This is a genomic window from Deinococcus aquaticus, from assembly GCF_028622095.1.
Taxonomy (GTDB): domain Bacteria; phylum Deinococcota; class Deinococci; order Deinococcales; family Deinococcaceae; genus Deinococcus; species Deinococcus aquaticus.
Window position 1 is genome coordinate 1035697 of sequence record NZ_CP115165.1, and the last position, 21804, is coordinate 1057500.

General features: G+C 67.9%; 23 protein-coding genes (1 of these 23 only partly in view). 14 read left to right on the forward strand and 9 right to left on the reverse strand.

What is annotated here, in order from left to right; genetic code table 11:
• Positions 1–55: 55 nt before the first annotated feature.
• The 4 genes from M8445_RS05000 to dprA all read left to right on the forward strand — a co-directional run bounded on the left by M8445_RS05000 (position 56) and on the right by dprA (position 3913).
• Entirely contained in the window at positions 56–454 is a 399-nt protein-coding gene (locus tag M8445_RS05000; protein WP_273990126.1) for a hypothetical protein, read from the forward strand.
• A gap of 168 nt (positions 455–622) precedes the next feature.
• Entirely contained in the window at positions 623–1282 is a 660-nt protein-coding gene (locus M8445_RS05005) for a response regulator transcription factor (RefSeq protein WP_273990127.1), read from the forward strand.
• Positions 1282–2718 (forward strand): sensor histidine kinase, encoded by a 1437-nt coding sequence (locus M8445_RS05010; RefSeq protein ID WP_273990128.1) that lies wholly within the window; start codon positions 1282–1284, stop codon positions 2716–2718. The genes M8445_RS05005 and M8445_RS05010 overlap by 1 nt, the downstream gene beginning before the upstream one ends.
• Positions 2719–2809: 91 nt before the next feature.
• The gene (dprA, locus tag M8445_RS05015; protein ID WP_273990130.1) at positions 2810–3913 is read left to right on the forward strand and encodes a DNA-processing protein DprA; all 1104 of its coding nucleotides are present in this window, start codon (positions 2810–2812) and stop codon (positions 3911–3913) included.
• A 141-nt stretch (positions 3914–4054) separates the two neighbouring features.
• On the opposite strand, the gene M8445_RS05020 is transcribed toward dprA, so the two are convergent.
• Entirely contained in the window at positions 4055–4342 is a 288-nt protein-coding gene (locus M8445_RS05020) for a hypothetical protein (protein WP_273990131.1), read from the reverse strand.
• Positions 4343–4360: 18 nt separating this feature from the next.
• Here M8445_RS05020 and M8445_RS05025 point away from each other — a divergent pair, with 18 nt between their 5' ends.
• The 5 genes from M8445_RS05025 to pyk all read left to right on the forward strand — a co-directional run bounded on the left by M8445_RS05025 (position 4361) and on the right by pyk (position 11247).
• A complete protein-coding gene (locus M8445_RS05025; RefSeq protein WP_273990132.1) occupies positions 4361–5326 on the forward strand; it encodes an NAD-dependent epimerase/dehydratase family protein in 966 nt (321 codons plus the stop codon).
• Positions 5327–5438: 112 nt separating this feature from the next.
• The gene (dnaA, locus tag M8445_RS05030) at positions 5439–6815 is read left to right on the forward strand and encodes a chromosomal replication initiator protein DnaA (protein WP_273990834.1); all 1377 of its coding nucleotides are present in this window, start codon (positions 5439–5441) and stop codon (positions 6813–6815) included.
• Positions 6816–7176: 361 nt separating this feature from the next.
• Entirely contained in the window at positions 7177–8259 is a 1083-nt protein-coding gene (gene dnaN, locus M8445_RS05035) for a DNA polymerase III subunit beta (RefSeq protein WP_273990133.1), read from the forward strand.
• A 223-nt stretch (positions 8260–8482) separates the two neighbouring features.
• Positions 8483–9751, forward strand: a complete 1269-nt coding sequence (eno, locus tag M8445_RS05040) for a phosphopyruvate hydratase (protein ID WP_273990134.1) — start codon at positions 8483–8485, stop codon at positions 9749–9751.
• Between the two features lie 68 nt (positions 9752–9819).
• A complete protein-coding gene (gene pyk, locus M8445_RS05045; RefSeq protein ID WP_273990136.1) occupies positions 9820–11247 on the forward strand; it encodes a pyruvate kinase in 1428 nt (475 codons plus the stop codon).
• A 343-nt stretch (positions 11248–11590) separates the two neighbouring features.
• On the opposite strand, the gene tyrS is transcribed toward pyk, so the two are convergent.
• Entirely contained in the window at positions 11591–12835 is a 1245-nt protein-coding gene (gene tyrS, locus M8445_RS05050) for a tyrosine--tRNA ligase (protein ID WP_273990139.1), read from the reverse strand.
• Between the two features lie 179 nt (positions 12836–13014).
• On the opposite strand from tyrS, the gene M8445_RS05055 reads away from it, so the two are divergent.
• Genes M8445_RS05055 through M8445_RS05065 form a run of 3 tightly spaced genes read left to right on the forward strand, consistent with a single transcriptional unit; the run spans position 13015 to position 14887 of the window.
• On the forward strand, positions 13015–13572 hold the full coding sequence (locus tag M8445_RS05055) for an MOSC domain-containing protein (RefSeq protein ID WP_273990141.1): 558 nt from the start codon (positions 13015–13017) through the stop codon (positions 13570–13572).
• Positions 13573–13611: 39 nt separating this feature from the next.
• Positions 13612–14196, forward strand: a complete 585-nt coding sequence (locus tag M8445_RS05060) for a YqhA family protein (protein ID WP_273990142.1) — start codon at positions 13612–13614, stop codon at positions 14194–14196.
• The gene (locus M8445_RS05065) at positions 14189–14887 is read left to right on the forward strand and encodes a tRNA (adenine(22)-N(1))-methyltransferase TrmK (protein WP_273990143.1); all 699 of its coding nucleotides are present in this window, start codon (positions 14189–14191) and stop codon (positions 14885–14887) included. The genes M8445_RS05060 and M8445_RS05065 overlap by 8 nt, the downstream gene beginning before the upstream one ends.
• Positions 14888–15239: 352 nt before the next feature.
• Here the strand turns inward: M8445_RS05065 and rny are convergent, their stop codons facing one another.
• The 6 genes from rny to rpsF all read right to left on the reverse strand — a co-directional run bounded on the left by rny (position 15240) and on the right by rpsF (position 20235).
• A complete protein-coding gene (gene rny, locus M8445_RS05070) occupies positions 15240–16985 on the reverse strand; it encodes a ribonuclease Y (protein WP_380090913.1) in 1746 nt (581 codons plus the stop codon).
• A gap of 247 nt (positions 16986–17232) precedes the next feature.
• Positions 17233–17970 carry a dienelactone hydrolase family protein gene (locus M8445_RS05075; protein ID WP_273990144.1) on the reverse strand — a complete coding sequence of 246 codons (738 nt, stop codon included), beginning with the start codon at positions 17968–17970 and terminating at the stop codon, positions 17233–17235.
• A gap of 130 nt (positions 17971–18100) precedes the next feature.
• Positions 18101–18541, reverse strand: a complete 441-nt coding sequence (gene rplI / locus M8445_RS05080) for a 50S ribosomal protein L9 (RefSeq protein WP_273990145.1) — start codon at positions 18539–18541, stop codon at positions 18101–18103.
• Between the two features lie 11 nt (positions 18542–18552).
• The gene (gene rpsR / locus M8445_RS05085; protein ID WP_055362092.1) at positions 18553–18828 is read right to left on the reverse strand and encodes a 30S ribosomal protein S18; all 276 of its coding nucleotides are present in this window, start codon (positions 18826–18828) and stop codon (positions 18553–18555) included.
• 59 nt (positions 18829–18887) lie between these two features.
• A complete protein-coding gene (locus tag M8445_RS05090) occupies positions 18888–19778 on the reverse strand; it encodes a single-stranded DNA-binding protein (protein WP_273990146.1) in 891 nt (296 codons plus the stop codon).
• A 148-nt stretch (positions 19779–19926) separates the two neighbouring features.
• The gene (rpsF, locus tag M8445_RS05095) at positions 19927–20235 is read right to left on the reverse strand and encodes a 30S ribosomal protein S6 (protein ID WP_273990147.1); all 309 of its coding nucleotides are present in this window, start codon (positions 20233–20235) and stop codon (positions 19927–19929) included.
• Between the two features lie 157 nt (positions 20236–20392).
• Between rpsF and M8445_RS05100 the strand changes: the two genes are divergently transcribed.
• Together M8445_RS05100 and M8445_RS05105 are read left to right on the forward strand one after the other, a co-directional pair.
• Positions 20393–20884 carry a DinB family protein gene (locus M8445_RS05100; RefSeq protein WP_273990148.1) on the forward strand — a complete coding sequence of 164 codons (492 nt, stop codon included), beginning with the start codon at positions 20393–20395 and terminating at the stop codon, positions 20882–20884.
• A 229-nt stretch (positions 20885–21113) separates the two neighbouring features.
• Positions 21114–21761 carry a GNAT family N-acetyltransferase gene (locus M8445_RS05105; protein WP_273990149.1) on the forward strand — a complete coding sequence of 216 codons (648 nt, stop codon included), beginning with the start codon at positions 21114–21116 and terminating at the stop codon, positions 21759–21761.
• Between the two features lie 20 nt (positions 21762–21781).
• On the opposite strand, the gene M8445_RS05110 is transcribed toward M8445_RS05105, so the two are convergent.
• Positions 21782–21804: the end of a serine/threonine-protein kinase gene (locus M8445_RS05110; protein ID WP_273990150.1), read on the reverse strand. Its footprint extends 943 nt past the window's final position; the window shows 23 of its 966 coding nt (coding positions 944–966); its start codon lies off the right edge, out of view; it ends in the stop codon at positions 21782–21784.

A 21804-nucleotide genomic window follows, 5' to 3' on the forward strand; every position in this document is an offset into this window, starting at 1 on the left:
CGTTCCTTCCTGGCCCCACGTGGCCTGCCCCGACACTGGAGACTTCCCGACGACCATGCCCAAGTTCCCTGCCCTGCTGCTGTCCGCCCTGCTGCTGTCCACGCCCACTCACGCCCTGAAGATCAGCGTGTGGGACAGTGAACTGCAGACCAAACTGGGGGACGGCGAGAGCAGCGGCGGGCAGCTCAGGGTACGGCTGGTCGGGGATTACAGCGGGCCGGTCGTGGTGCTGTTCGCGCCCAGCGACGAGGAACGCACCCGGAACACCTTCCCGGCGCTGAAAAGCCGGTACAGCGGCGTACTGCGCGGCGGCATGCTGGACCTGCAACTCGAGAACGGCCCGCAGACGATCACGCGCTTCCTGACGGCCTTCAAACTCACGGTGAGCCTGCAGGTGCCGGGCACGCCCATGACCCTGCCCGGCCTGAAAGCCGCGCCCGCCAACAAGAAGTAACCCGGCCAGCAGTGATCCGTTCAGAAGTGAGCCGGCCGTAGTGGTGTTACGGGGCGGGTTCATCAGAAATCATCAAGTCCCCGGGCGGGGCGGCGCGCTAGGATCGGGCCAAGCTTCCACCCACGTTTCCCTGCGGTTCCGTACCGGCCGCCCCACAAGGAGAAAGTCATGCTGGCCCAGATTCTTGTTGTCGAAGACGATCCGCACCTCGGGCCCCTGCTCAAGGAGTACCTGTCCGGGGAGTACCAGGTGCAGCACGCCGGCACCCTCAAAGACGCGCAGGCGTGGCTGGGGACCCACACGGCCCAGCTGATCCTGCTGGACCTGAACCTGCCGGACGGCGACGGTCTGGATCTCGTGCAGGCGCTGCGGCAGTACTCCAGCACGCCGGTGCTGGTGCTCTCGGCGCGCAGCGGCGTGCAGGAGCGCGTGGCAGGCCTGAACGCCGGCGCGGACGATTACCTGACCAAACCGTTCGCCATGCCGGAACTCGACGCGCGTATCACGGCGCTACTGCGGCGCACGGCGGCCGGGTCAGGCGTGAACCTGGGCAACACCAGCCTCTCGACCAGCAGTCTGCTGCTGACCGTCGACGACAAGCACACCAACCTGACCGAGCACGAGGCGCGCATCCTGGAACTGATGATGCGCACACCCGAGCGGGTGTTCTCGCGCGCGGACATCGAGTCTCACCTGTACGGCTGGGAGACGCCGAACAGCAACTCGGTCGAGGTGCGCATCTCGCAGCTGCGCAAGAAACTGGAGCACGCGGGCAGTGACCTGAGAATCCGCACGATCCGCAACGTCGGGTACGTGCTGCAGGCCTGATGACCCCGGCCGCGCGGCCCGTGACACCCCCGGACGGGTCGCGGCGGGCCGCGCTGCTGGTTCCCGGCGGGGGGCTGGTGTCGGCGCGGGTGGCGTGGCGGCACTCGCTGCGCTTCCGGCTGGCCCTGACGTACAGCCTGCTGGCCCTGGTCCTGATCCTGCTCACCAGTCTGGGCGTGGTGACGCTGCTGCTGTCGCGCATGGATCAGCAGTTCACGGACCGCCTGAACGAACGCGCCGACACGCTGGCCGAGGCGTTCACCGGGGCGCAGCAGGGCCTGGGCCGCACGGCGGGCAGTGCCAGTGCGTACACCATGCTGATCGACACGCAGGGCGTGGTGTACGCGACCAGTCCGATCCTGCGGGAATTCAACGACGCGCCGTTCCCGTTCGGTACCCAGGGGCAGGTGAGCGTGCAGGACACCAGTGTCCGCGCCGTGCAGCGCCCGGTGGGGGATTTCGGCACGATCTGGGTGGGCCTGCCCGAGGTGGACCTGATCGCCGCGCGGCAGAGTGCCCTGAGCGCGCTGCTGCTGGCGCTGATCGTGGCCCCGCTGCTGCTGCTGCTGACCGGCTGGTGGGTGGGCCGCCGCGCCCTGAGCGGTCTGGAACACGCCGCGAACCTCGCGGACCGCATCGACCCGACCCGCAGTCTCGCCACGCTGCCTCTGCCGGCGCAGGAGGACGAGGTTCACCGCCTGCTGACGGCCATCAACCGCCTGCTGGTCCGCATCGAGGACGGACAGGCGCGCGAGAAGCAACTGCTGGGGCAGATCGTGCATGAGCTGGGCGCGCCGCTGACCGTCCTGAAGGCCAGCCTGCAACGCGCCGAGGAACGCACGAACGACCCGGAAGTGCAGCGGGCCTCGCTGGTCGCGGACGAACTGACCTTCACCACGCAGGACCTGATGCAGCTGGCGCGCGGGGAACTCGAGATGAAACTCGCGTGGCATTACATCCCGGCCCGGACGCTGCGGGGCCGCGTGGACCGGCTGGTGCCCGGCACGACCTTCACGGGCGACTGGGAGGGCGGCATCCTGTGCGACCCGGACCGGCTGACGCAGGCGCTGCGTAACCTGCTGGCGAACGCCCGCCGCGCCGCCGGCCCCGAGGGCACCGTCACCCTGAACCTGACCGAGACGCCCGAGTGGCTGACCTTCACGGTGCGGGACAGCGGGCCCGGCCTGCCGGCGGAACTGGGCGAGCAGATCTTCCAGCCGTTCGTAAGCGGGTCCGGCAGCAGCGGCCTGGGCCTGAGCGTGTCGCGGCAGATCGCACTGATGCACGGGGGCACCCTCACCGGCGAGAACCACCCAGGCGGCGGCGCGCTGTTCACACTGGCGATTCCCGGCGCGGCCCTCGGCGACGACAGCGACGAACCCGACGAGGAAGAGACCGACCTGCTGAACGAACCGCCCCTGCCCGCCCGCTCCTGAACTCATTCCAGGTGCGGCGCGTCGCGGCACCCCCGCCGGGCGGAGCGCATTCCGACCCCGCGCAGCCCGGCACGGACCGTATGCTGACCGGGTGACCAGTCGTCCCCTGTTCGCCGACCTGCACGCCCCTTCCGCGCCGGAGGAACTGCTGGCGCTGCTGACCCTGCGCTTTACGCCGGGGCTGGGGCCGCGCCGCACCGAGAGCCTGCGCATGCACTTCGGGTCGGCCCACGCGGCGCTGCGCACCCCGCGCAGTTCGCTGCGCGGCGTGCCGGGCCTGGACACCCGCAGTCTGGCCGCCATCGGCACCCCGAAAGCCGCTGAGCAGGCGCAGGCGGAACTGAAAGAAGCCGCGCGGCTGGGCGTGACCCTGCTGGGGCGCGGCCTGGACAGTTACCCACCCGCACTGGACGCCCTGGAGGACGCCCCGGCGGTCCTGTGGGTGCTGGGCGACGTGCCGGACCTGCCGGTCGTGCCGCGCGCCATCGGGATCGTGGGCACGCGCGCCGCCAGTCCTCACGCAGTCTCGCTGACCCGCACGGTCGCGGCGGACCTCGCCCGCGCCGGCGTGGTCGTGGTCAGCGGACTGGCGCGTGGGATCGACACGGCGGCGCACGGCGCGGCGGTCGAGGCGGGGGGCGTGAGTGTGGGCGTGCTGGGGAGCGCCGTGAACGTCATCTACCCCCGCGAGAACGAGCGGCTGGCCGAACGGCTCACGCTGATCAGCGAGTACCCCCTAGGGACCGGTCCCGCGCAGCATCACTTCCCGACCCGCAACCGCCTGATCGCCGCCCTGAGCGCCGGGACGCTGGTCGTCGAGGGCGAACGCAAGAGCGGGTCGCTGATCACCGCCACGCACGCGCTGGAGTGCGGGCGCACCGTGTTCGCCGTGCCGGGCCGCGCCGGGGACCCGCGCGCCGCCGGGCCGCACGCCCTGATCCGCGACGGCGCAGTCCTGACCGAATCGGCCGCCGACATCCTGACCGAGTTCGGGTGGGGCAGCGTGCCGCAGCAACCGGCCCTGAACCTCCCACCCGAGCAGGCGCAGGTACTGGCCGCCATCAATGCGCCGGCCACCCTGGATGACCTTCAGGCCCGCGCGCGCCTGCCCCTGACAGACGTGCAGACCGCGCTAGTCATGCTGCAACTCGCCGGACTGGTCGAGGAAGTCGGGGGGCGCTGGAGCCGACGCTGACCTGATCAGGCGAGTTCCGTCTGTTTCGTTGGCAACCCGGAAGAACACCGAGTCGCCCACTTCACGCCCGGAACCCGCCTCTCTCCTGCTCGCTCCGCTCGGATTGAACGGTTTTTGCAAACCATTCAATCGGAGTCCGTATCAGCCGTGCTGCGGGCCAAAGTCCTTCTCCACCGTCACGCGCGGCAGGCCATTCAGGGTCACGCCTTCCTGCGTGGGGTCCAGCAGCTCCGGTAGGCGGGCACGCAGGCCCACGCTCAGGTGCCCGGCGTCCCCGCTCAGCGCGTCGCCGTGCGGGTTGAGGGTCAGGGTCCAGCCTCCGCCGGGCCACTCGACGCGGGTTTCGAGCGACTCGCCGCGCGTCAGGGCCGCGAGTTCCAGATCGTCGATGCGGGCGCGGACTCGGCCCGGTGTGAACCTCACCTTCATGGGTGACAGGATAGGCGCATGGACATCCTGATTCTGGGCGGCACGCAGTTCGTGGGCCGGCACATCGTTCTGGCGTTCCTGGCGGGCGGGCACCGCGTGAGCATCCTGACGCGCGGCCAGTCCCTGGACGAACTGCCAGCCGGGGTCGAGCGGCTGCGTGGCGACCGGGGCGAGGCAGGCGGTCTGGACACCCTGGCGGGCCGCAACTGGGACGCCTGCGTGGATGTCAGCGGGTACACGCCAGCGGCCGTGCAGGCGAGTGCGGCGGAGCTACGGGACCGGGTGGGCCGCTACGTGTTCGTCAGCACGGTCAGCGTGTACGCCGAGCCGGGGCGGCACCCGGTGCGGGAGGACGACCCGCTGCTGCCTCCGGCGCCGGCAGAACAGACCGAGGTGACGGGCGCGAGTTACGGCCCGCTGAAGGTCGCGTGCGAGCAGATCGTGCAGGAGGTGTTCGGGGACCGCGCGACGATCCTGCGCCCGCAGATCGTGGCAGGGCCGTTCGATCACACGGCCCGCTACCCGTACTGGCCAGACCGGGCTGCCGGTGGGGGAGGGGAGACCCTGCTGCCCGGCAGCGGCGAGGATCACGTGCAGGTGATCGACGCGCGTGACCTCGCCGCGTTCACGGTGCGCGTGGTCGAGCAGAGCGTGGGCGGCGTGTTCAACGTGGCCGGGCCGCGCCTGAGCTGGGCGGCCTTCGCGGGCGTGCTGGGCATCCGGCATCCGGTGTGGGTCCCGGCGGACGCGCTGGAAGGCCTGGGCCTGGGCTTCCGCGAGTTACCGCTGTTCATCCCGGAGAGTGGCGAGCAGGCAGGCCTGATGGACGTGAGCGCCGAGCGGGCCCTGGCGGCGGGCCTGACCCTGCGTGGCCCGGAAGTGACGGCGCGCGATACCCGGGCCTGGAGTGCCGGGGCTGACCTGACCTACGCCCTGACGCCCGAGCGCGAGGCACAGGCGCTGGCCGCGTGGAGAGAAGAGTAGGCCGGGTAGAGCAGTCGGAGCCCCGGCTTCTCTCCAGTGTGGCCCCGAGAGAAGCCGGGGCGGATGGTATGCTGACCCCCGCTTCAAGAGTGCCTTAAGGGAGGTGCGCCTTATCTCGCAGGAAATCTGGGCGGACGTGCTTGGGTACGTCCGCAAGAACATTTCAGAGGTGGAATACCACACCTGGTTCGCCCCCGTGAAAAACCTCGGCGTGCAGGAAGGCTCGCTGGTGCTGGGCGTCCGCAACTCGTTCGCGCAGGAGTGGTTCCGCAAGCATTACCTGGAACTGCTCGAGGATGCGCTACGCAGTCTGGGCGCGCAGAATCCGCAGGTGAGTTTCCAGGTGCTGCCGGCCGCGCAGGACGCGCTGCTGCTGCCCAGCGACCCGCCGCCGCCCCCACCAGCCCCGGCCGGGCGCGCCGCCCCGGCCCCCGCGCCCGTCGAGAACCGCAAGGTCCTGAACCCCAAGTACACCTTCGAGAACTTCGTGGTGGGGCCGAACAACAACCTCGCGCACGCGGCGGCGCTGGCCGTCGCGGAGTCGCCCGGCAAGGCGTACAACCCGCTGTTCATCTACGGGGACGTCGGGCTGGGCAAGACCCACCTGATGCACGCGGTCGGGCATTACATGACCGAACGTTTTCCGGGCAAACGCATCGAGTACGTCTCGACCGAGTCGTTCACGAACGATCTGATCAACGCGATCCGCGAGGACCGCATGACACAGTTCCGGAACCGTTATCGCAGCGTGGACCTGCTGCTAGTCGACGATATTCAGTTCCTGGCCGGCAAGGAGCGCACGCAGGAGGAGTTCTTCCACACCTTCAACGCGCTGTACGAGAATCACAAGCAGATCATCCTGAGTTCCGACCGGCCGCCGAAGGACATCCAGACGCTGGAAGGGCGGCTGCGCAGCCGCTTCGAGTGGGGTCTGATCACGGACATTCAGTCGCCGGAGTACGAGACGCGCGTGGCGATCCTGAAGATGAATGCCGAGCATAACCGCATCGACATTCCGCAGGAGGTTCTGGAACTGATCGCGCGGCAGGTCACGAGCAACATCCGTGAACTGGAGGGCGCGCTGATGCGGGTGGTGGCGTTTTCCAGCCTGAACAACGTGCCCTTCAGCCGGGCGGTGGCGGCCAAGGCGCTGAGCAACGTGTTCACGCCGCAGGAAGTCAAGGTCGAGATGATGGACGTGCTCAAGCAGGTGGCGGCGCATTACAACATGCCGCCGGACGTGATCCGTGGGTCCGGGCGGGTGCGTGAGGTGGTGCTGCCGCGTCAGGTGGCGCAGTACCTGATCCGTGAGTTGACGGACCATTCGCTGCCGGAGATCGGTCAGTTCTTCGGGCGGGATCACTCGACGGTGATGCACGCCATCAGCAAGGTGACGGAGCAGGTGGGCCGCGAACCCGAGATCACGGCGGCCGTCGAGACACTGCGGCGCCGGATGCAGGGTCTGGAAGACGACGAACATGATGCATAATGGTAGGGCTGTTTTTTTCTACCGGCAGAATAAGTTCCAAATTCCGTTCCAAAACCGTGTGCGCAGTTTCACAAGCTGTGGATAACCCTGTGGATAACCTGTGGATAACCCCGTTTTTTCTGTGGATAAAATTGTGGATAACTCGGTCTCCCCAGACCCCTGTGGATAACTGCCCATTTTGTCCACAGGTTATCCACAGGAAAGTGCCACTTATCCACAATTTTGTCCACAGGACGAACCAGCGCCAGGCGCGGACCCAGACCACTTTTCCACAGTTTCCACAGGCCCTATTACTACTACTACTATCTTTTTTTTAATATAAGAACAGATAAAAGATAGGGCCCAGACAGAGAGGCATGCCATGAACGTACACGTCACCAAAAAAATTCTCAGTGAGGGGCTCGGTCTCCTCGAACGCGTGGTCCCCAGTCGCAGCAGCAACCCCCTGCTCACGGCCCTGAAAGTCGAAGCCACCGAGGCCGGCCTGACCCTCAGCGGCACCAACCTCGAAATCGACCTGTCATGCTTCGTGCCGGCCGAGGTCCGGGACCCGCAGAACTTCGTGGTTCCTGCCCACCTGTTCGCGCAGATCGTCCGCAACCTGGGCGGCGAACTGGTCGAACTGGAACTCAGTGGGGCGGAACTCGCCGTCCGGGCCGGCGGCTCGGACTTCAAACTCCAGACCGGTGATCTCGACGCCTACCCGCCCCTGAGTTTCCCCGCGCAGGCCGACGTGAGCCTGGACGCCACCGAACTGGCCCGCGCCTTTTCCAGCGTCCGCTACGCCGCCAGCAACGAGGCCTTCCAGGCCGTGTTCCGCGGGATCAAACTCGAGCACCGGCCCGAGGGCGCGCGCGTGGTCGCCTCCGACGGCTACCGCGTGGCCATCCGGGACTTCCCGGCCAGTGGGGACGGGCGCAACCTGATCATCCCGGCCCGCAGCGTCGACGAACTGATCCGCGTGCTCAAGGACGGCGAGGCCCGCTTCACGTACGGTGACGGCCTGCTGAGCGTCACGACCGACCGCGTGCACATGAACCTGAAACTGCTCGACGGGGACTTCCCGGATTACGAGCGCGTGATTCCCAAGGACATCAAGTTGCAGGTCACGCTGCCCGCGACTGCCCTGAAGGAAGCCGTGAACCGCGTGGCCGTGCTGGCCGACAAGAACGCCAACAACCGCGTGGAATTCCTGGTGTCCGAGGGCAAGTTGCGTCTGGCGGCCGAGGGCGATTACGGCCGCGCGCAGGACACCCTGGACGTGGTGCAGGGCGGCACCGAGCCCGCCATGAGCCTCGCGTTCAACGCCCGGCATGTCCTTGACGCCCTGGGTCCCATCGAGGGGGAAGCGGAGCTCCTGTTCAGCGGCTCTACCAGCCCCGCTATCTTTCGCGCGGCGGGTGGGGGCGGGTACATGGCCGTCATGGTCACGCTGCGCGTCTGAGGGGCCTGTGGTGGCCCGCACGGACCTGTCCGGCGGGTCGCTGCGGTCAGGTATGACCGGCAGGCCGGGTGAAGATCGGCCGGCTGACGGGTGGACTTAGACCGGGTGTACCGTTCCATGACCTGAGCCGCTTATAGTGTCTGAAGTACACCTACTCGACCGGTGGTCCCGCCACACGGCAGCCCGGCGGCGGGAGGCAACCCCAACCTCGGAGGAATGAGCGATGAAGATTGAGAAAGTGATGGCCCGTGAAGTGCTGGACTCGCGCGGGAACCCCACCGTGGAAGCCGAAGTGCACCTCGACAGCGGTTTTTCTGGTCGCGCGATCGTCCCCTCGGGCGCCAGCACCGGCACCCACGAGGCCCTCGAACTGCGTGACGGCGGCAGCCGCTACCTCGGCAAGGGCGTCCTGAAGGCCGTCGCGAACGTGAACGAGGCGCTCGGGCCAGCTGTGGTCGGCATGGACGCCACCGAGCAGGCCGCCATCGACGCCGCCATGATGGCCGTCGACGGCACCCCCAACAAGGGCAGCATGGGCGGCAACGCCATCCTGGCCGTCAGCCTCGCCACGGCCCGCGCCGCCGCCGCCGAACTGGACATCCCGCTCTACCGCTACCTGGGTGGCAGCAACGCCAAGACCCTGCCGGTCCCGATGATGAACGTCATCAACGGCGGCGCGCACGCCGACAACTCCGTGGACTTCCAGGAGTTCATGGTCATGCCGGTCGGCGCGCCCACCTTCAGCGAGGCACTGCGCTACGGCGCCGAGACCTTCCACAGCCTCAAGAAGGTCCTGTCCGCCAAGGGCTACAACACCAACGTCGGCGACGAGGGCGGCTTCGCGCCGGACCTCAAGAGCAACGAGGAGGCGCTGGACGTGCTGCTCGAGGCGATCGAGAAGGCCGGCTACGAGCCCGGCAAGGACATCGCCATCGCCCTGGACCCGGCCGTGACCGAGCTGTTCAAGGATGGGAAGTACCACCTCGAGTCCGAGGGCCGCGTGCTGAGCACCGCCGAGATGGTGGACTTCTGGGCCGACTGGGCGCAGCGTTACCCGATCGTGAGCATCGAGGACGGCCTGGCCGAGGACGACTGGGACGGCTGGGCCGCCCTGACCGCCAAGATCGGTGACCGCGTGCAGCTGGTGGGTGACGACCTGTTCGTGACCAACCCCGAACGCCTGCAGCGTGGCATCGACACGAAGGTCGGCAACGCCATTCTGGTGAAGGTCAACCAGATCGGCAGCCTGACCGAGTCCATGGACGCCATCGAACTGGCCAAGCGTCACCACTACGGCACGATCATCAGCCACCGCAGCGGCGAGTCCGAGGACAGCTTCATCGCGGATCTGGCGGTCGCCACGAACGCCGGGCAGATCAAGACCGGCTCGGCCAGCCGTTCGGACCGTATCGCCAAGTACAACCAGCTGCTGCGCATCGAGCACGCGCTGGGCGACCGCGCCGTGTACCCGGGCCGTAAAGCCCTGCGTTAAGGGCGTTGCCGGGCGGTGGGGATCAGTCCTCGCCGCCCGGCCTTTCAGGTGATTGGAAAGGATTCCACATGAAACAGATTGACCGCGCCACCAAGATCGTGGCGACCGTCGGCCCCGCCAGCCGCAGCCCGGAAGTCCTGAGCCGCATGATCGACGCAGGCCTGAACGTCGTCCGCATGAACTTCAGCCACGGCGACCGCGAGGACCACCGCCAGACCCTCCAGATGGTCCGTGAGCTGGCCGCCAAGAAGGGCGTCACCATCGGCATCCTGCAGGACCTTCAGGGCCCCAAGATCCGCGTGGGCCGCTTCGCGGAGGGCAGCGTCACCCTGGCCCCCGGCGACAAGTTCACCATCACCATGGACGACGTCGAGGGCGACGCCACCCGCGTCGGCACGACGTACAAGGCCCTGATCCACGACGTGACGCCCGGCATGGCCCTGCTGCTCGACGACGGCAACATGGCCCTGCGCGTCGAGGGCGTGCGCGGCAACGACGTGCTGACCACCGTCGTGATCGGCGGCGTCCTGAAGAACAACAAGGGCATCAACGTGCCCGAGGCCGACCTGAGCGTTCCTGCCCTGTCCGAGAAGGACGTGCAGGACATGGAATTCGGCGCGGAACTGGGTGTGGACTGGGTGGCGCTGAGCTTCGTGCGCTCCCGTGACGACCTGCTGCTGGCCCGGCACTACATGTCCCGTTTCGGCAGCCGCGCCAAGCTGATGGCGAAAATCGAGAAGCCGCAGGCCGTGGACCGCTTCGAGGACATCCTGAAGGAAGTGGACGGCATCATGGTCGCGCGCGGTGACCTGGGCGTCGAGATGCGCCCCGAGCAGGTGCCGACCATCCAGAAACGCATCATCCGCATGTGCCGCGAGGCGGGCAAGCCCGTGATCACCGCCACGCAGATGCTCGAGAGCATGATCAGCCTGCCCCGCCCCACGCGCGCCGAGGCGTCGGACGTGGCCAACGCCATCTACGACGGCACGGACGCCGTGATGCTGTCGGCCGAGTCTGCCGCCGGACTGTACCCGGTCGAGTCGGTTGCCATGATGGACGCCATCGCCCGTGAAGCCGAGGCCAGCGAGCACTACAAGATGCTGCAGCGCCAGCTGGTGATCGACACGGAACTCGCGCAGGATTCCATCGCGTACGCCGCGTGCAACATCGGTGAGAAGCTGGATTCCCCGGCCATCGTGACCTTCACGAGCACCGGCGGCGCGGCGGCCCGGATTGCCAAGAACCGCCCCCCGCTGGCGATCCTGGCCCTGACCCCCAACGAGCAGACCCGCAACCAGCTGGCGCTCTCGTGGGGCGTCGTGCCGGTCCTGAGCGAGGACCCCCGCAACACCGACGACATGGTCCGTATCGCGAACGACGAGCTGCGCCGTAGCGGGCTGGCTGAGCCGGGCGACCGGTACGTGATCACGGCCGGCGTGCCCTTCGGCGTGCGCGGCACGACCAACATGCTGCGCGTGGAACGCCTGCGCGAATAAACCCGCATCAGGGCGGGGAGGGGGCGCAGGTCATCGTGACCAGCCTCCCCTCCCCGCCTGCATTGACCTGCCGTTCAACCCGCGTGTCCCTGGCGTTGGCCGGTGTCAGGTGCGTGTGATGGGCAGGTCAGATTTTTATCCACAGGGACGGGGTTTTTCCACACCCTGCCTGTGGATAAGTGTGGGTGGGTAGTCGGGGTTTTCCCGCCGCTACACACTGTCCACAGGCTACCGGGGTTGTCCACAGCAGCCTGTGCATAACTTTTCGTCCGGCCGGGTTTCTGTCAGGCGGCCGCCGGGGCGCTCAGGGCCACGTGAAGGCCCCATGAAGGAACCGGGTGGATCAGGAGCCCAGGATCAGGCGCGCAAAGCGGTCCTTGCCCTTCTGGATGACCGCGCCGCCCTCTGCCGAGAGCTGTTCGCGGGTCAGGCTGCCCTGCGGGTCCGTGAACGGCTCGCCGTTCAGTTTCAGGCCCCGGTTCTGCATGAGTTTGCGCGCCGCGCCGTTACTGGGTTCCAGGCCAGCCATGACCACCAGCCGCGCCATGCTGATGCGCCCGGTATCCGCGCTGTCGTCCAGATCGGCCACCGGGACGGTCACGGTGGGAATGTTCTCGGGAATGCCCCCCTTGGCGACCGAGCGGAAGCGTGCCTCGGCGGCGTCCAGATCCGCGCCGGGATGCAGGGCCGCAACGACCTCACGCGCCAGTTCGCGGTGCGCGGCGACCGGATGGCCGGCCAGCAGTTCCTCGATCCGCGCGGCCGGCAGGTCGGTCAGCAGCGTGAAGTAGTTGTTCAGCAGGGGGTCGGGGACCTTCATCAGCCGCGCGAACATGGTATGCGGCTCGTCGGTCAGGCCGATGTAGTTGTCCAGGCTCTTGGACATCTTCTCGGTGCCGTCCAGGCCGACCAGCAGCGGCAGGGTCATGACGACCTGCGATTCCTGCCCGTAGTCGCGTTGCAGGGCGCGGCCCACCAGGTTGTTGAACAGCTGGTCCGTGCCGCCCAGTTCCACGTCGGCTTCCAGTGCCACGCTGTCGTAGCCCTGCGTGAGCGGGTACAGCAGTTCGTGAACGGCGATGGGCACGCCGCCCTCGAAGCGCTTGCGGAAGTCGTCGCGTTCCATGATCCGCGCGACCGTGTAGCGGCTGGCGAGGCGGATCACGTCGGCGTAGCCCATGGGCTCAAGCCACTCACCGTTGTACCGGATCTCCAGTACCTCGCTCTCCTGGCGCAGGATCAGGCGGCACTGCTCCAGGTAGCTTTTCGCGTTCTCTCGCGTCTGCTCCAGCGTCAGCGGCGGGCGGGTCTTGCTCTTGCCGCTGGGGTCGCCGATCATCGCGGTGAAGTCCCCGATCAGCATGATGACCTTGTGCCCCAGGTCCTGGAACTGCCGCATCTTGCGCAGGATCACGGCGTGCCCCAGATGCAGGTCCGGGCGGGTCGGGTCGGCCCCCAGCTTCACGCGCAGCGGCGCGCCCCTCTCCAGTTTGCGGCGCAGGTCGTCCTCGGACACCAGGTCCACCACGCCGCGCCTGAGCAGGTCGATCTGCTCGTCAATCGGTACGTTCCAGCGGATTTCACTCATAGGTCACTCCATGAAAAGAGCGGCGCACTCGCTTCTCGCAGGTGCGCCGCTCGGGGTTGGATTTCAGGCTGTCACTGACCCTCCTACCGCTGGCGGCAGGGGAGATACGCACGTCGGGTCAGGTGCCTCACGCCGCCCAGCATAGCAGGCGCGCGGGCCGGCGCTCTAGCATGACCGGCATGAAGACCATCCATGAACTGCGCGCCACCTTCCCCCGGCCGGGGCGGGTCGAGTGGATCGGGCTGCGACCCGCCCGCCGCGCCCCGCTGCTGCAAGTGGCGCAGATCGAGGCGCACCCGCTCGTCGGACTGATCGGGGATCACGGGAAACTGGCCCCGCCCCGCCTGACGGCCCTGACCGGCGAGGCGGGCGAGACCGGGGTGCGGGTGCCCGCGCCGCCGGTGCCGGGCGGGCCGGGGCGGCGGCAGGTGACGCTGATTCAGGCCGAGCACCTGCCGGTCATCGCGGCGCTGTGCGGGCGCGCGGAGGTCACGCCGGACCTGCTGCGGCGCAACATCGTGATCAGCGGCATTCCCCTGCTGGCCCTCAAGGACGCCCGCTTCCAGATCGGCGAGGTGATCCTGGAAGGCACGGGCGAATGTCACCCCTGCTCGCGCATGGAAGAAACCCTGGGTGAGGGCGGGTACAACGCCGTGCGCGGCCACGGGGGGCTGACCGCCCGCGTGCTCCGGGGCGGCCTGATCCGCGAGGGCGACACCCTCACCCCGCTGCCCTGAGTTCCTGCCGGACGGGACGCGCCCGCTATGCTGGGCGGCATGGCGAAACGTTCCCCCCCGGCCCCCCTGAGTGCCACGCGGCGCCGCACGCTGGCGGGCGCGTTCGGCTTCACGCGCCTGATCGTGGAACTGGGCGTCCTGAGTTCCTTCGCGTTCAGTCTGGCGCTGTTCGTGGCCGCGATCGCGCAGGCGTACGTGACCATCCGCGCCGCGCTGGGTGAACTGGGCGAGGCCGGAACCACCAAGACCCTGATCGTCGCGGCGGTCGAGCAGGCTGACACGCTACTGGTGGGCGTGGCGCTCCTGATCATCTCGTTCGGGTTGCAGGCTCTGTTCGTGGGACGCGTGCAGAACGTCCCGGCGTGGCTGCACATCGACTCGTTCGATGACCTGAAACAGAAACTGATCGGGATCGTGATCGTGGCGCTCGCCGTGAACTTCTTCAGCGTGGCCCTGGAATGGAAGGGCGGCGCGGACATCCTGGTGTACGGCGCGGCCATCGCTGCCGTGGTCCTGGCCGTGGGCGCCTACTCGGTGGTCCTGACCCGGCAGGGACTGGCCCGCGACCATCAGGCCGCCCCGCACGACCCGCCGGGCCCGGCGGACGGCAGCGGCCGTGCTTGACGCCCGCCTCGAAACGGTCCTGTCCCTGATCCGCGCGCCGGTGCACGCCGACATCGGCAGTGACCATGCGGGCCTGCCGCTGGAACTCGTGCGGCGCGGCCACATCGAGCGGGGCGTGATCGTGGAACTGAACTCCGGTCCCCTGGAGAACGCGCGGCAGGCCGTGGCCCGCGCGGGCCTGGGCGACCGTCTGGACGTGCGCGCCGGCGATGGCCTGGACCCGCTGGCGCCCGGCGAGGTGCCCAGCGTCAGCCTGACCGGCCTGGGCGCGCTGACCATGCGCGGCATCCTGGAACGCGGCGCGGCCCGGCAGGTACGCCCAGACGCCCTAGTCGTGCAACCGAACGACAATCCCGCCCCGCTGCGCGAGTGGGCCCTGGGGGCCGGGTATCACCTGCGGGCCGAGCGGCTGGCCAGCGGGTACTGGACCTACCCGGTCCTTCGTTTCGAGCGGGCTGACGGGCCGGACCCCGCCTACGACGGCCTCCCGCGTGAAGCGGCGCGGCGCTACGGGCCGCTGCTGCTGCACGAGGCGAGTGCGCTGCTCCGCCAGCAGGTGCACGCGGACGTGACCCGCCTGACTCCGCTGGCCGCGCCGGGACGCCCGGCTGCGCTGGAACTCGCCACGGCGCAAGCGGCGCTGGCGTGGCTGGACGGCCAGACCTCCCTGGACGCTGGTGCAGAGCGGTAAAACAAAAAGCCCGCCCTTCTCGGACGGTGATAAGAAAAGAATAGCGCGGAATGCAGGGGGTGTCAACTCCATGCAGACGCTCCCGAAAAAAGCGTCCAGAAGCGTGTTTTTTACGTCGCTTCTGTTCGGGGGTGCACAGCCGCAGTGTGGCGTCCGGGGACCAAAACAAAAAATCCGCCTCTCAGGCGGTTATGTCTTCAAGATAGCGCGGTATGCGGCGCTGGTCAAGCTCATGCGGGACGGCCGGAAAATGCTGTCTGGAACGGGCGTCTCGGTACCGACGAACGGGCACGGATGAATAGAGGAGGGGGTGGCCCGCCCGCAGCCACCCCCTGACCCACGCCGCAGGGTGTTAGCGGGCGACTTCCACGGCGCGGCTTTCACGCACGACGGTGACCTGCACCTGTCCTGGGTACTCCATGTCCTGCTCGACGCGGCCGGCGATCTCGCGGGCCAGCAGGGTCGCCTGGGCGTCCGTGACCTTCTCGGGCTGCACGATCACGCGCACCTCGCGCCCGGCCTGGATGGCGTAGGCCTGCTGCACGCCGGGGAACGACACGGCGATCTGCTCGAGTTGCTCCAGGCGGCGCACGTACGATTCGAGTTCCTCGCGGCGCGCGCCGGGCCTCGCGGCGCTGATGGCGTCGGCGGCGGCGACCAGCACGGAGTACAGCGTCTCGCCGTTCTCCGGGTCGTGGTGGTGCGCGATGGCGTCGATGACCTCTTGCGGCTCGCCGAAGCGTTTGGCGAGGTTGATGCCGATGTCCACGTGAGTGCCGTCGATCTCGCGGTCAATGCTCTTGCCCACGTCGTGCATCAGGCCGGCGCGGCGGGCCATGCCGGCGTCCAGGCCCAGTTCGCCGGCCATGATGCCGGTCAGGTGCGCCACCTGAATGGAGTGCTTCAGGACGTTCTGCCCGTAACTGGTACGGAAGTACATGCGGCCCAGCAGCTGCACCAGCCCCGGCTTGATGCCCACCACGCCCGCCTCGATGGCGGCTTCCTCACCCTGGGCGTGCATGAAGACCTTCATCTCGTCCTGCGCCTTGTGCACCATCTCCTCGATGCGGGTCGGGTGGATGCGGCCGTCGGCGACCAGGGCGTCCAGCACGTGCTTGGCGACCTCGCGGCGCACCGGGTTGAAGCTCGACAGGATCACTGCTTCCGGCGTGTCGTCGATGATCAGGTCCACGCCGGTCAGGGCCTCGAAGGCGCGGATGTTGCGGCCCTCGCGGCCGATCAGGCGGCCCTTCATGGCGTCGTTCGGGATGGGCACCACGGACACGCTCAGCGCCGCGCTGGTTTCGGAGGCGCTTCGCTGGATGGCCTGCGCGATCACGTGCCGCGCCGTTCGCTTGGCGTCGGCAGAGGCGCGTTCCTGCATGGCCTTCACGCGGATGGCTTTTTCCTCTTCCAGCTCGGCGTCCAGTCTGCCCAGGATTTCCTCGCGGGCCGCTTCGGGCGACAGGTTCGCCACCTCGAACAGTTTCAGGTCGGCCTGATGCAGCCGCGCGCCGATCTCGGCCTCGTGTTCGGTCAGGGCGCGGCTGCGTTCCTCCAGCCGGTCCTCGAGGGTGTCGAGTTTCTCGCCGCGCGCGTCGAGCTGCTCGGCGCGGCGGTTCAGGCGCTCGATCTCACGCTTGAGTTCGTCCCGTTCGCGGCGGGTTTCCTGGCGGTCGCTGCTCAGGGCTTCGCGTTCCCGCGCAGCGTCCTGCTTGGCCTGCACGCGTTCGGCTTCCGCCTGGGCGCGCAGGGCCGCGATCTGCTCGCGCTGCCCGCTTAACTGCTCTCTCTGTCCGTCCAGCTGGGCGAGCTGCACACCCGCCTGGGCCTCACGATCTGCGGCTTCCTGCGTTCTTCTTCCGGCGTCCTGTCTGGCCTGGTCGGCCTGTTCCCTGATGCGCTGCGCTTCCGCTTCGGCCTGCGTGCGAATGCGTTCCGCCTCGCTGCGGGCCTCCCGCTGGAGCCGGTCGTCCACCTCGGCCCGCTGGCGCGCGCCGCGTGACTGCCCTCCCAGGAATCCTCCGACCAGACCGAACAGGAGCGCCACAATGATCCAGATCATCGTCACGTTCAGCTCCTTTTCGGGTTGTTCCATGAGGAGTGGCGCTCACCACTCCCTGAAGTTGATGTTGAAAAACGAACGCCACCCATGCCGGGACGTTCGGCCCGCAGTGTAGCTCCAAAGCCCACGCCCGCGCAGAGGGACCCGGTCCGTCTGACCGGAGCCGGCCAGCCCCGACAGCAGAGGGCGGGCTCCGGTCGCGTTGACCCGGAACCCGCCCTCTGTGAAGCAGGTGTTCGCCGCCGCTGGGTTCAGACACGACCCGTCGGCGGCACTTCAGCTACTTCAACCACTCCCGGAAGTAGGCGAGCATGTCGCGCCGCGCGTCCCGGCTGGCGGGCGTGTCGGTCAGGCGACCGCTGCTCAGCAGGAAGCCGTGAGGTTCGCCCTGGTACACGCTGAGTTTGAAGGTCTTGCTGGCGGCGTCCAGTTTCTGCGCGTAGGCGTAGATGCCGGCCACCGGACTGGGCACGTCCCTGGTGCCGTGAATGATCAGCATGGGCGTGCTCAGGTCACCGATCAGGGCGGTGGGGGCCTGCGGTTTGGCGGCCGTGCCGCCCTGATCCGGGAACCCATACCAGGCGACGCCCGCCTTGAACTGCTTGAGTTGCGGTTGCAGCAGCATGGTGTAGCGCCCGCCCGCGCAGAAGCCGGTCAGGCCGACGGCGTTCATGTTCACGTCGCCGCGCGCGCCCAGGAACTTCAATCCGTCCTCGACCAGGGTTTTCACAGTGGCGTCGCTGGGCTCCCGCTCGAAGGTCTGCCAGCCCAGCGCCAGGGTCACGTACCCGGCGGCGGCCATCTCGTCCACCAGGTCCTTGTAACCCTGTTCCAGCCCGTTGAAGGAGTGCAGGAGAATCACGGCGGGTTTGGGCGTGGCGCTCGCGGGCGCGGCGAGGTAACTCTGGTAGGCGCGCCCGCCGCTGGTCACGGCAACGTCCGCCCCCTTGACCGCCTGGCCCAGCGCGAGAGACGACAGCAGCAGGGCCGAGGTGGACAGCAGGTGCTTGAGCATCATGGAACCTCCGCCCCCACCGTAAGCCCGTGGCGAGGCGGGGCGGGGTGTGCGGGGTTGCAGAGACGGCCCATACGGAGACGGCACAGAAAACCCCCGCCGGGAAGGCGGGGGCTGATCACACAGGGTGTGATTACTTCGAGGCGTGAACCACGAGTTTCATGGGGATGGTGACTTCGGGGTGGGCGCGGTAGGCAATGTCGTACTCGCCGATTTCCTTGACGGTTTTCGGCATGTCGATCTTGCGCTTGTCCACGTCGAAGCCCAGCTTGTCCAGGCTGCCGGCCACGTCTGCGTGGGTCACGGCGCCGTAGATCTTGCCTTCGCCGGCGCGCACGCTGAGTTCAACGGCGACGCCGTTCAGGCGGCTGGCGAGGTCTTCAGCGGCGGCTTTTTCCTGGGCCAGGACTTTCTGGCGGGAGCGGACGCGCGCTTCGAGGCTTTTCATGTTGCTGGTGGTGGCGGGAGCGACGATGCCCTGGGGAATCAGCCAGTTACGGGCGTACCCGTCCTTGACGATCACGAGGTCGCCGGTCTTGCCCAGCTTGCCGGGTTCAAGAAGAATCACTTGCATGCGTATTCTCCTTATTTCCGGACGAGCTTCTCGGTGTAGGGCAGCAGTGCCAGCTGGCGGGCGATCTTGATCGTCTGCGCAATGCGGCGCTGGTGCTTGGCCGAGAGGCCCGTGCGGCGGCGAGGGAGGATTTTGCCCGTGTCACTCACGAAACGGCGCAGCATCTTCACGTCTTTGTAATCGGTGATTTCCAGTTCTCCGATGGAGAAAGGATCGACCTTCGGCTTGCGGGGACGCTTGGGTCCCTTGCCGCGCGGTTTGCGCTCGGCGTTGCTGGATTGGGTCATGTTGGTGTCCTTAAATCTGCGTTCCTACGCCCGGGAAAAGGTCCCTTGCGGGGTGGGGTTCAGAACGGCAGGTCTTCTTCTTCCGGTGGGAAATCGTCGAGACCTTGGTCAATATCTAAGCCGCCCGAACGGGTCCCCGTGTTCGCCGCCCGGCTGGGAGCGTAACCGCTCTGCTGGGGGCGCGCCGCACTGCTCGCGGTCTGCGTGCGAGGTCCGGCGGGGGTGGCTGCAGGGTTACCGGCGCCTGCGCCTCGGGACAGGGCTTCGACTCGCGTCGCCTCTACTTTGGTGGAGTTGCGTTTGTTACCGTCGCGGTCGGTCCACGCTTCGTTGACCAGTCTTCCCTGCACGAGCACGGGGTCCCCCTTGCGGAGTTCTTTCATGCTCTCGGCCAGTTCACGCCACAGCGTGACATCAATCCAGTGGGTTTTCTCCTGCTTCTGTCCCTGACGGTCGTTCCAGGTCTCGTTCACGGCCAGGCCGAGTCCGAGCACGGCGTCACCGGCGGGGGTGTAGCGCAGTTCGGGATCGCGGACGACGTTCCCGATGAGAATCACTTCGTTCATGCCGCTGCCCATGCGTACGCCGCCTCCGGCGTCCTGCACGAGTTCCGGGGCGTAGCCGAGCTGCTCCATGCGGAGTGACTTGACGCGCACCATGCTGCGTTTGCCGCCTTCGGGCGCTTCCCACTGGCTGTATTCCAGGCTGCCTTCGACCATCACGGCGTCGCCGCCTTTCAGGTTTCGTTCGGCCTGCCACTCGGCGGGTTTGCCGAGAATGGACACGCGGTGATACCAGGGGAGTTTGCGTTCACGTCCGTCGTTGCCGACGAGGTGGTCTTCTCCGGCCACGGTGGCCTCGAACACGGCGGTCCCGTTGGGGGTGTAGCGCAGTTCGGGGTCGCGGGCGAGTGCGCCGATCAGGTAAACGTGGTTCATGCCTCGGGCCATGACTGGGTCTCCTTTGTTGCTGGCTGAATCCTGGGACCGGGGTCCTGGGGGTTCGTACTGGGGGCTTGGGGGGTTGCTGGCGTGTTGACCCTTGCGGGTGACCGTACTGTAACAGTCCTGGGCCTTTTACGTCAATAGCGTAAAGGGATCAGGCCTTCTTGGTCTTCCATTCCGGGCGGTCTTTGACCACCAGGACGCGGCGCACGTGGTCACGCAGACGCAGCGTGGAAGCGATGTCCTTCTCCGGGTTGCCGCTGCCCTTGATGGTGTACATCAGGTAGTAGCCCTCGCGGTCCTTGTTCACGGCGTAGGCGAGGCGGCGGTTGCCGAGCTCGTCGAGGCCAGCGATCTCGCTCCCGGCGTTCTTCACGGTGTTCTCGATGTATTCCTTCTCGATGCTCACCTGCTCGGCGCTGAGGTTGGGGTTCAGGATCAGGTTCAGGTCGTACTGGTTCATAGTTCACCTCCTCTGTCGCCACACACAGAACGGGGATCACTGACAAAGTCAGGCCTCGCCGGGCAGCGCAACTCACCACATTACCAGAGTCCGCGCAGGGTTTCCAGAGGTCAGGTGGCGCATCCCCCGGCAGGGGCCAGCCGCTACGCTGAAGGGCATGACTGACTCTCCTCAGCACGCCCTGGACGGCATCCTCGACATCCTGCGCGAGGCCGTGGAAGGCGGTCAGCCCGGACAGGGCACGGCCTTTCTGGACGGCACGAAAGCCGACGGCACGGGCAACCACGGCCTCCTCGCCACCCTGGACGCCCTGAGCGCCGCGCAGGCCAGCCGCGACGTGCACGGCGCGACCGTGGCCGGACAGGCGCGGCACACGGCCTTCCACATGGAAGTCGTGGTGCGCTGGGAGCAGGGTGAGCGCGGCCCCTTCGACTGGCAGGGCAGCTTCCAGCCCGCGCAGGTCACCCCTGAGGAATGGAACGCCCTGCGCGCCCGCGTCCGGGCTGCCTACGAGGGACTGGTAGCCTTTGTGGACACGCAGCGCGACCAGCCCGTGACCGGCGACGCCACGGGCGGCCTGAGCGGCGCGGCCTCGCACGTCGCCTATCACCTGGGCGCAATCCGGCAACTCGTGAAGGCCCTCGGGTGACGGACCTGCGCCCCTTCACCCCGGCCGACGCGGACGCCTTCGCAGCCCTGCAACTCGCGGCACTCGGCCGGGCCGGAAGCGGCGAGGACCTGCTGGCCGCCGACGCCCGCCGCCCCCCGGCTGATCTGCCGCGCCGCCGGATACTGGTCTCGGCGGGCGGTGAGGTCCTGGGGGCCACGCAGCTTCAGACCTGGGCCTTCTCGCCGCCCGGCAGGCCGGAGCGCACGGCTTGCATACCGACGTGCCCGACCCGGACCCCGCCTTCCGCGACTGGGCGGCGCGGCGGGGCTTTACCGTGCACGCCCACCGCTTCGCCTCCGAACTGGACCTGACCCACTTCGACCCTGCCGCCTTCGAGCCGCAGCGGCAGGCGGCGCAGGCGCAGGGCGTGACCTTCACGGACCTGAGCGGCACCGATCTGAGTGGCACCGACCTGAACAGTGCAGATGGGACCACCCTGGACCGCTACCTGAACTTCGTGGCCGACCGTCTGACCGAAACTCCGGACCTCGCCGGGCACCCCCGCTGGCCGCTGACGCAGGTGCGCGAGATCCTGCGCCTGGACCACGATCCCCGCCCCGACTGGCTGGTCCTGGCACTCGGCCCGGACGGCGAGTGGCTGGGCACGACCGCCATGATTCGCTTTCGCAGCCTGCCGTTCGCGTACAACGAACTGACCGCCCTGCACCCGCAGGCGCGCGGCCGTGGACTGGCGCTGCCCCTGAAACTGCAGGTGATCGAACGGGCGCGGCGTGAGGGATTCACGACCATGCGCACCAATAACCACAGCCTGAACGCCCCGATGCTGGCCGTGAACCGCCGCCTGGGGTTCGTGCAGCAGGCCGGACGCTTCGAGATGCACCGACCCCTGCCCTGAGCAGCCGGGAAATCCGGAGCTTACTTGCGGCGCTTGAAGGGAT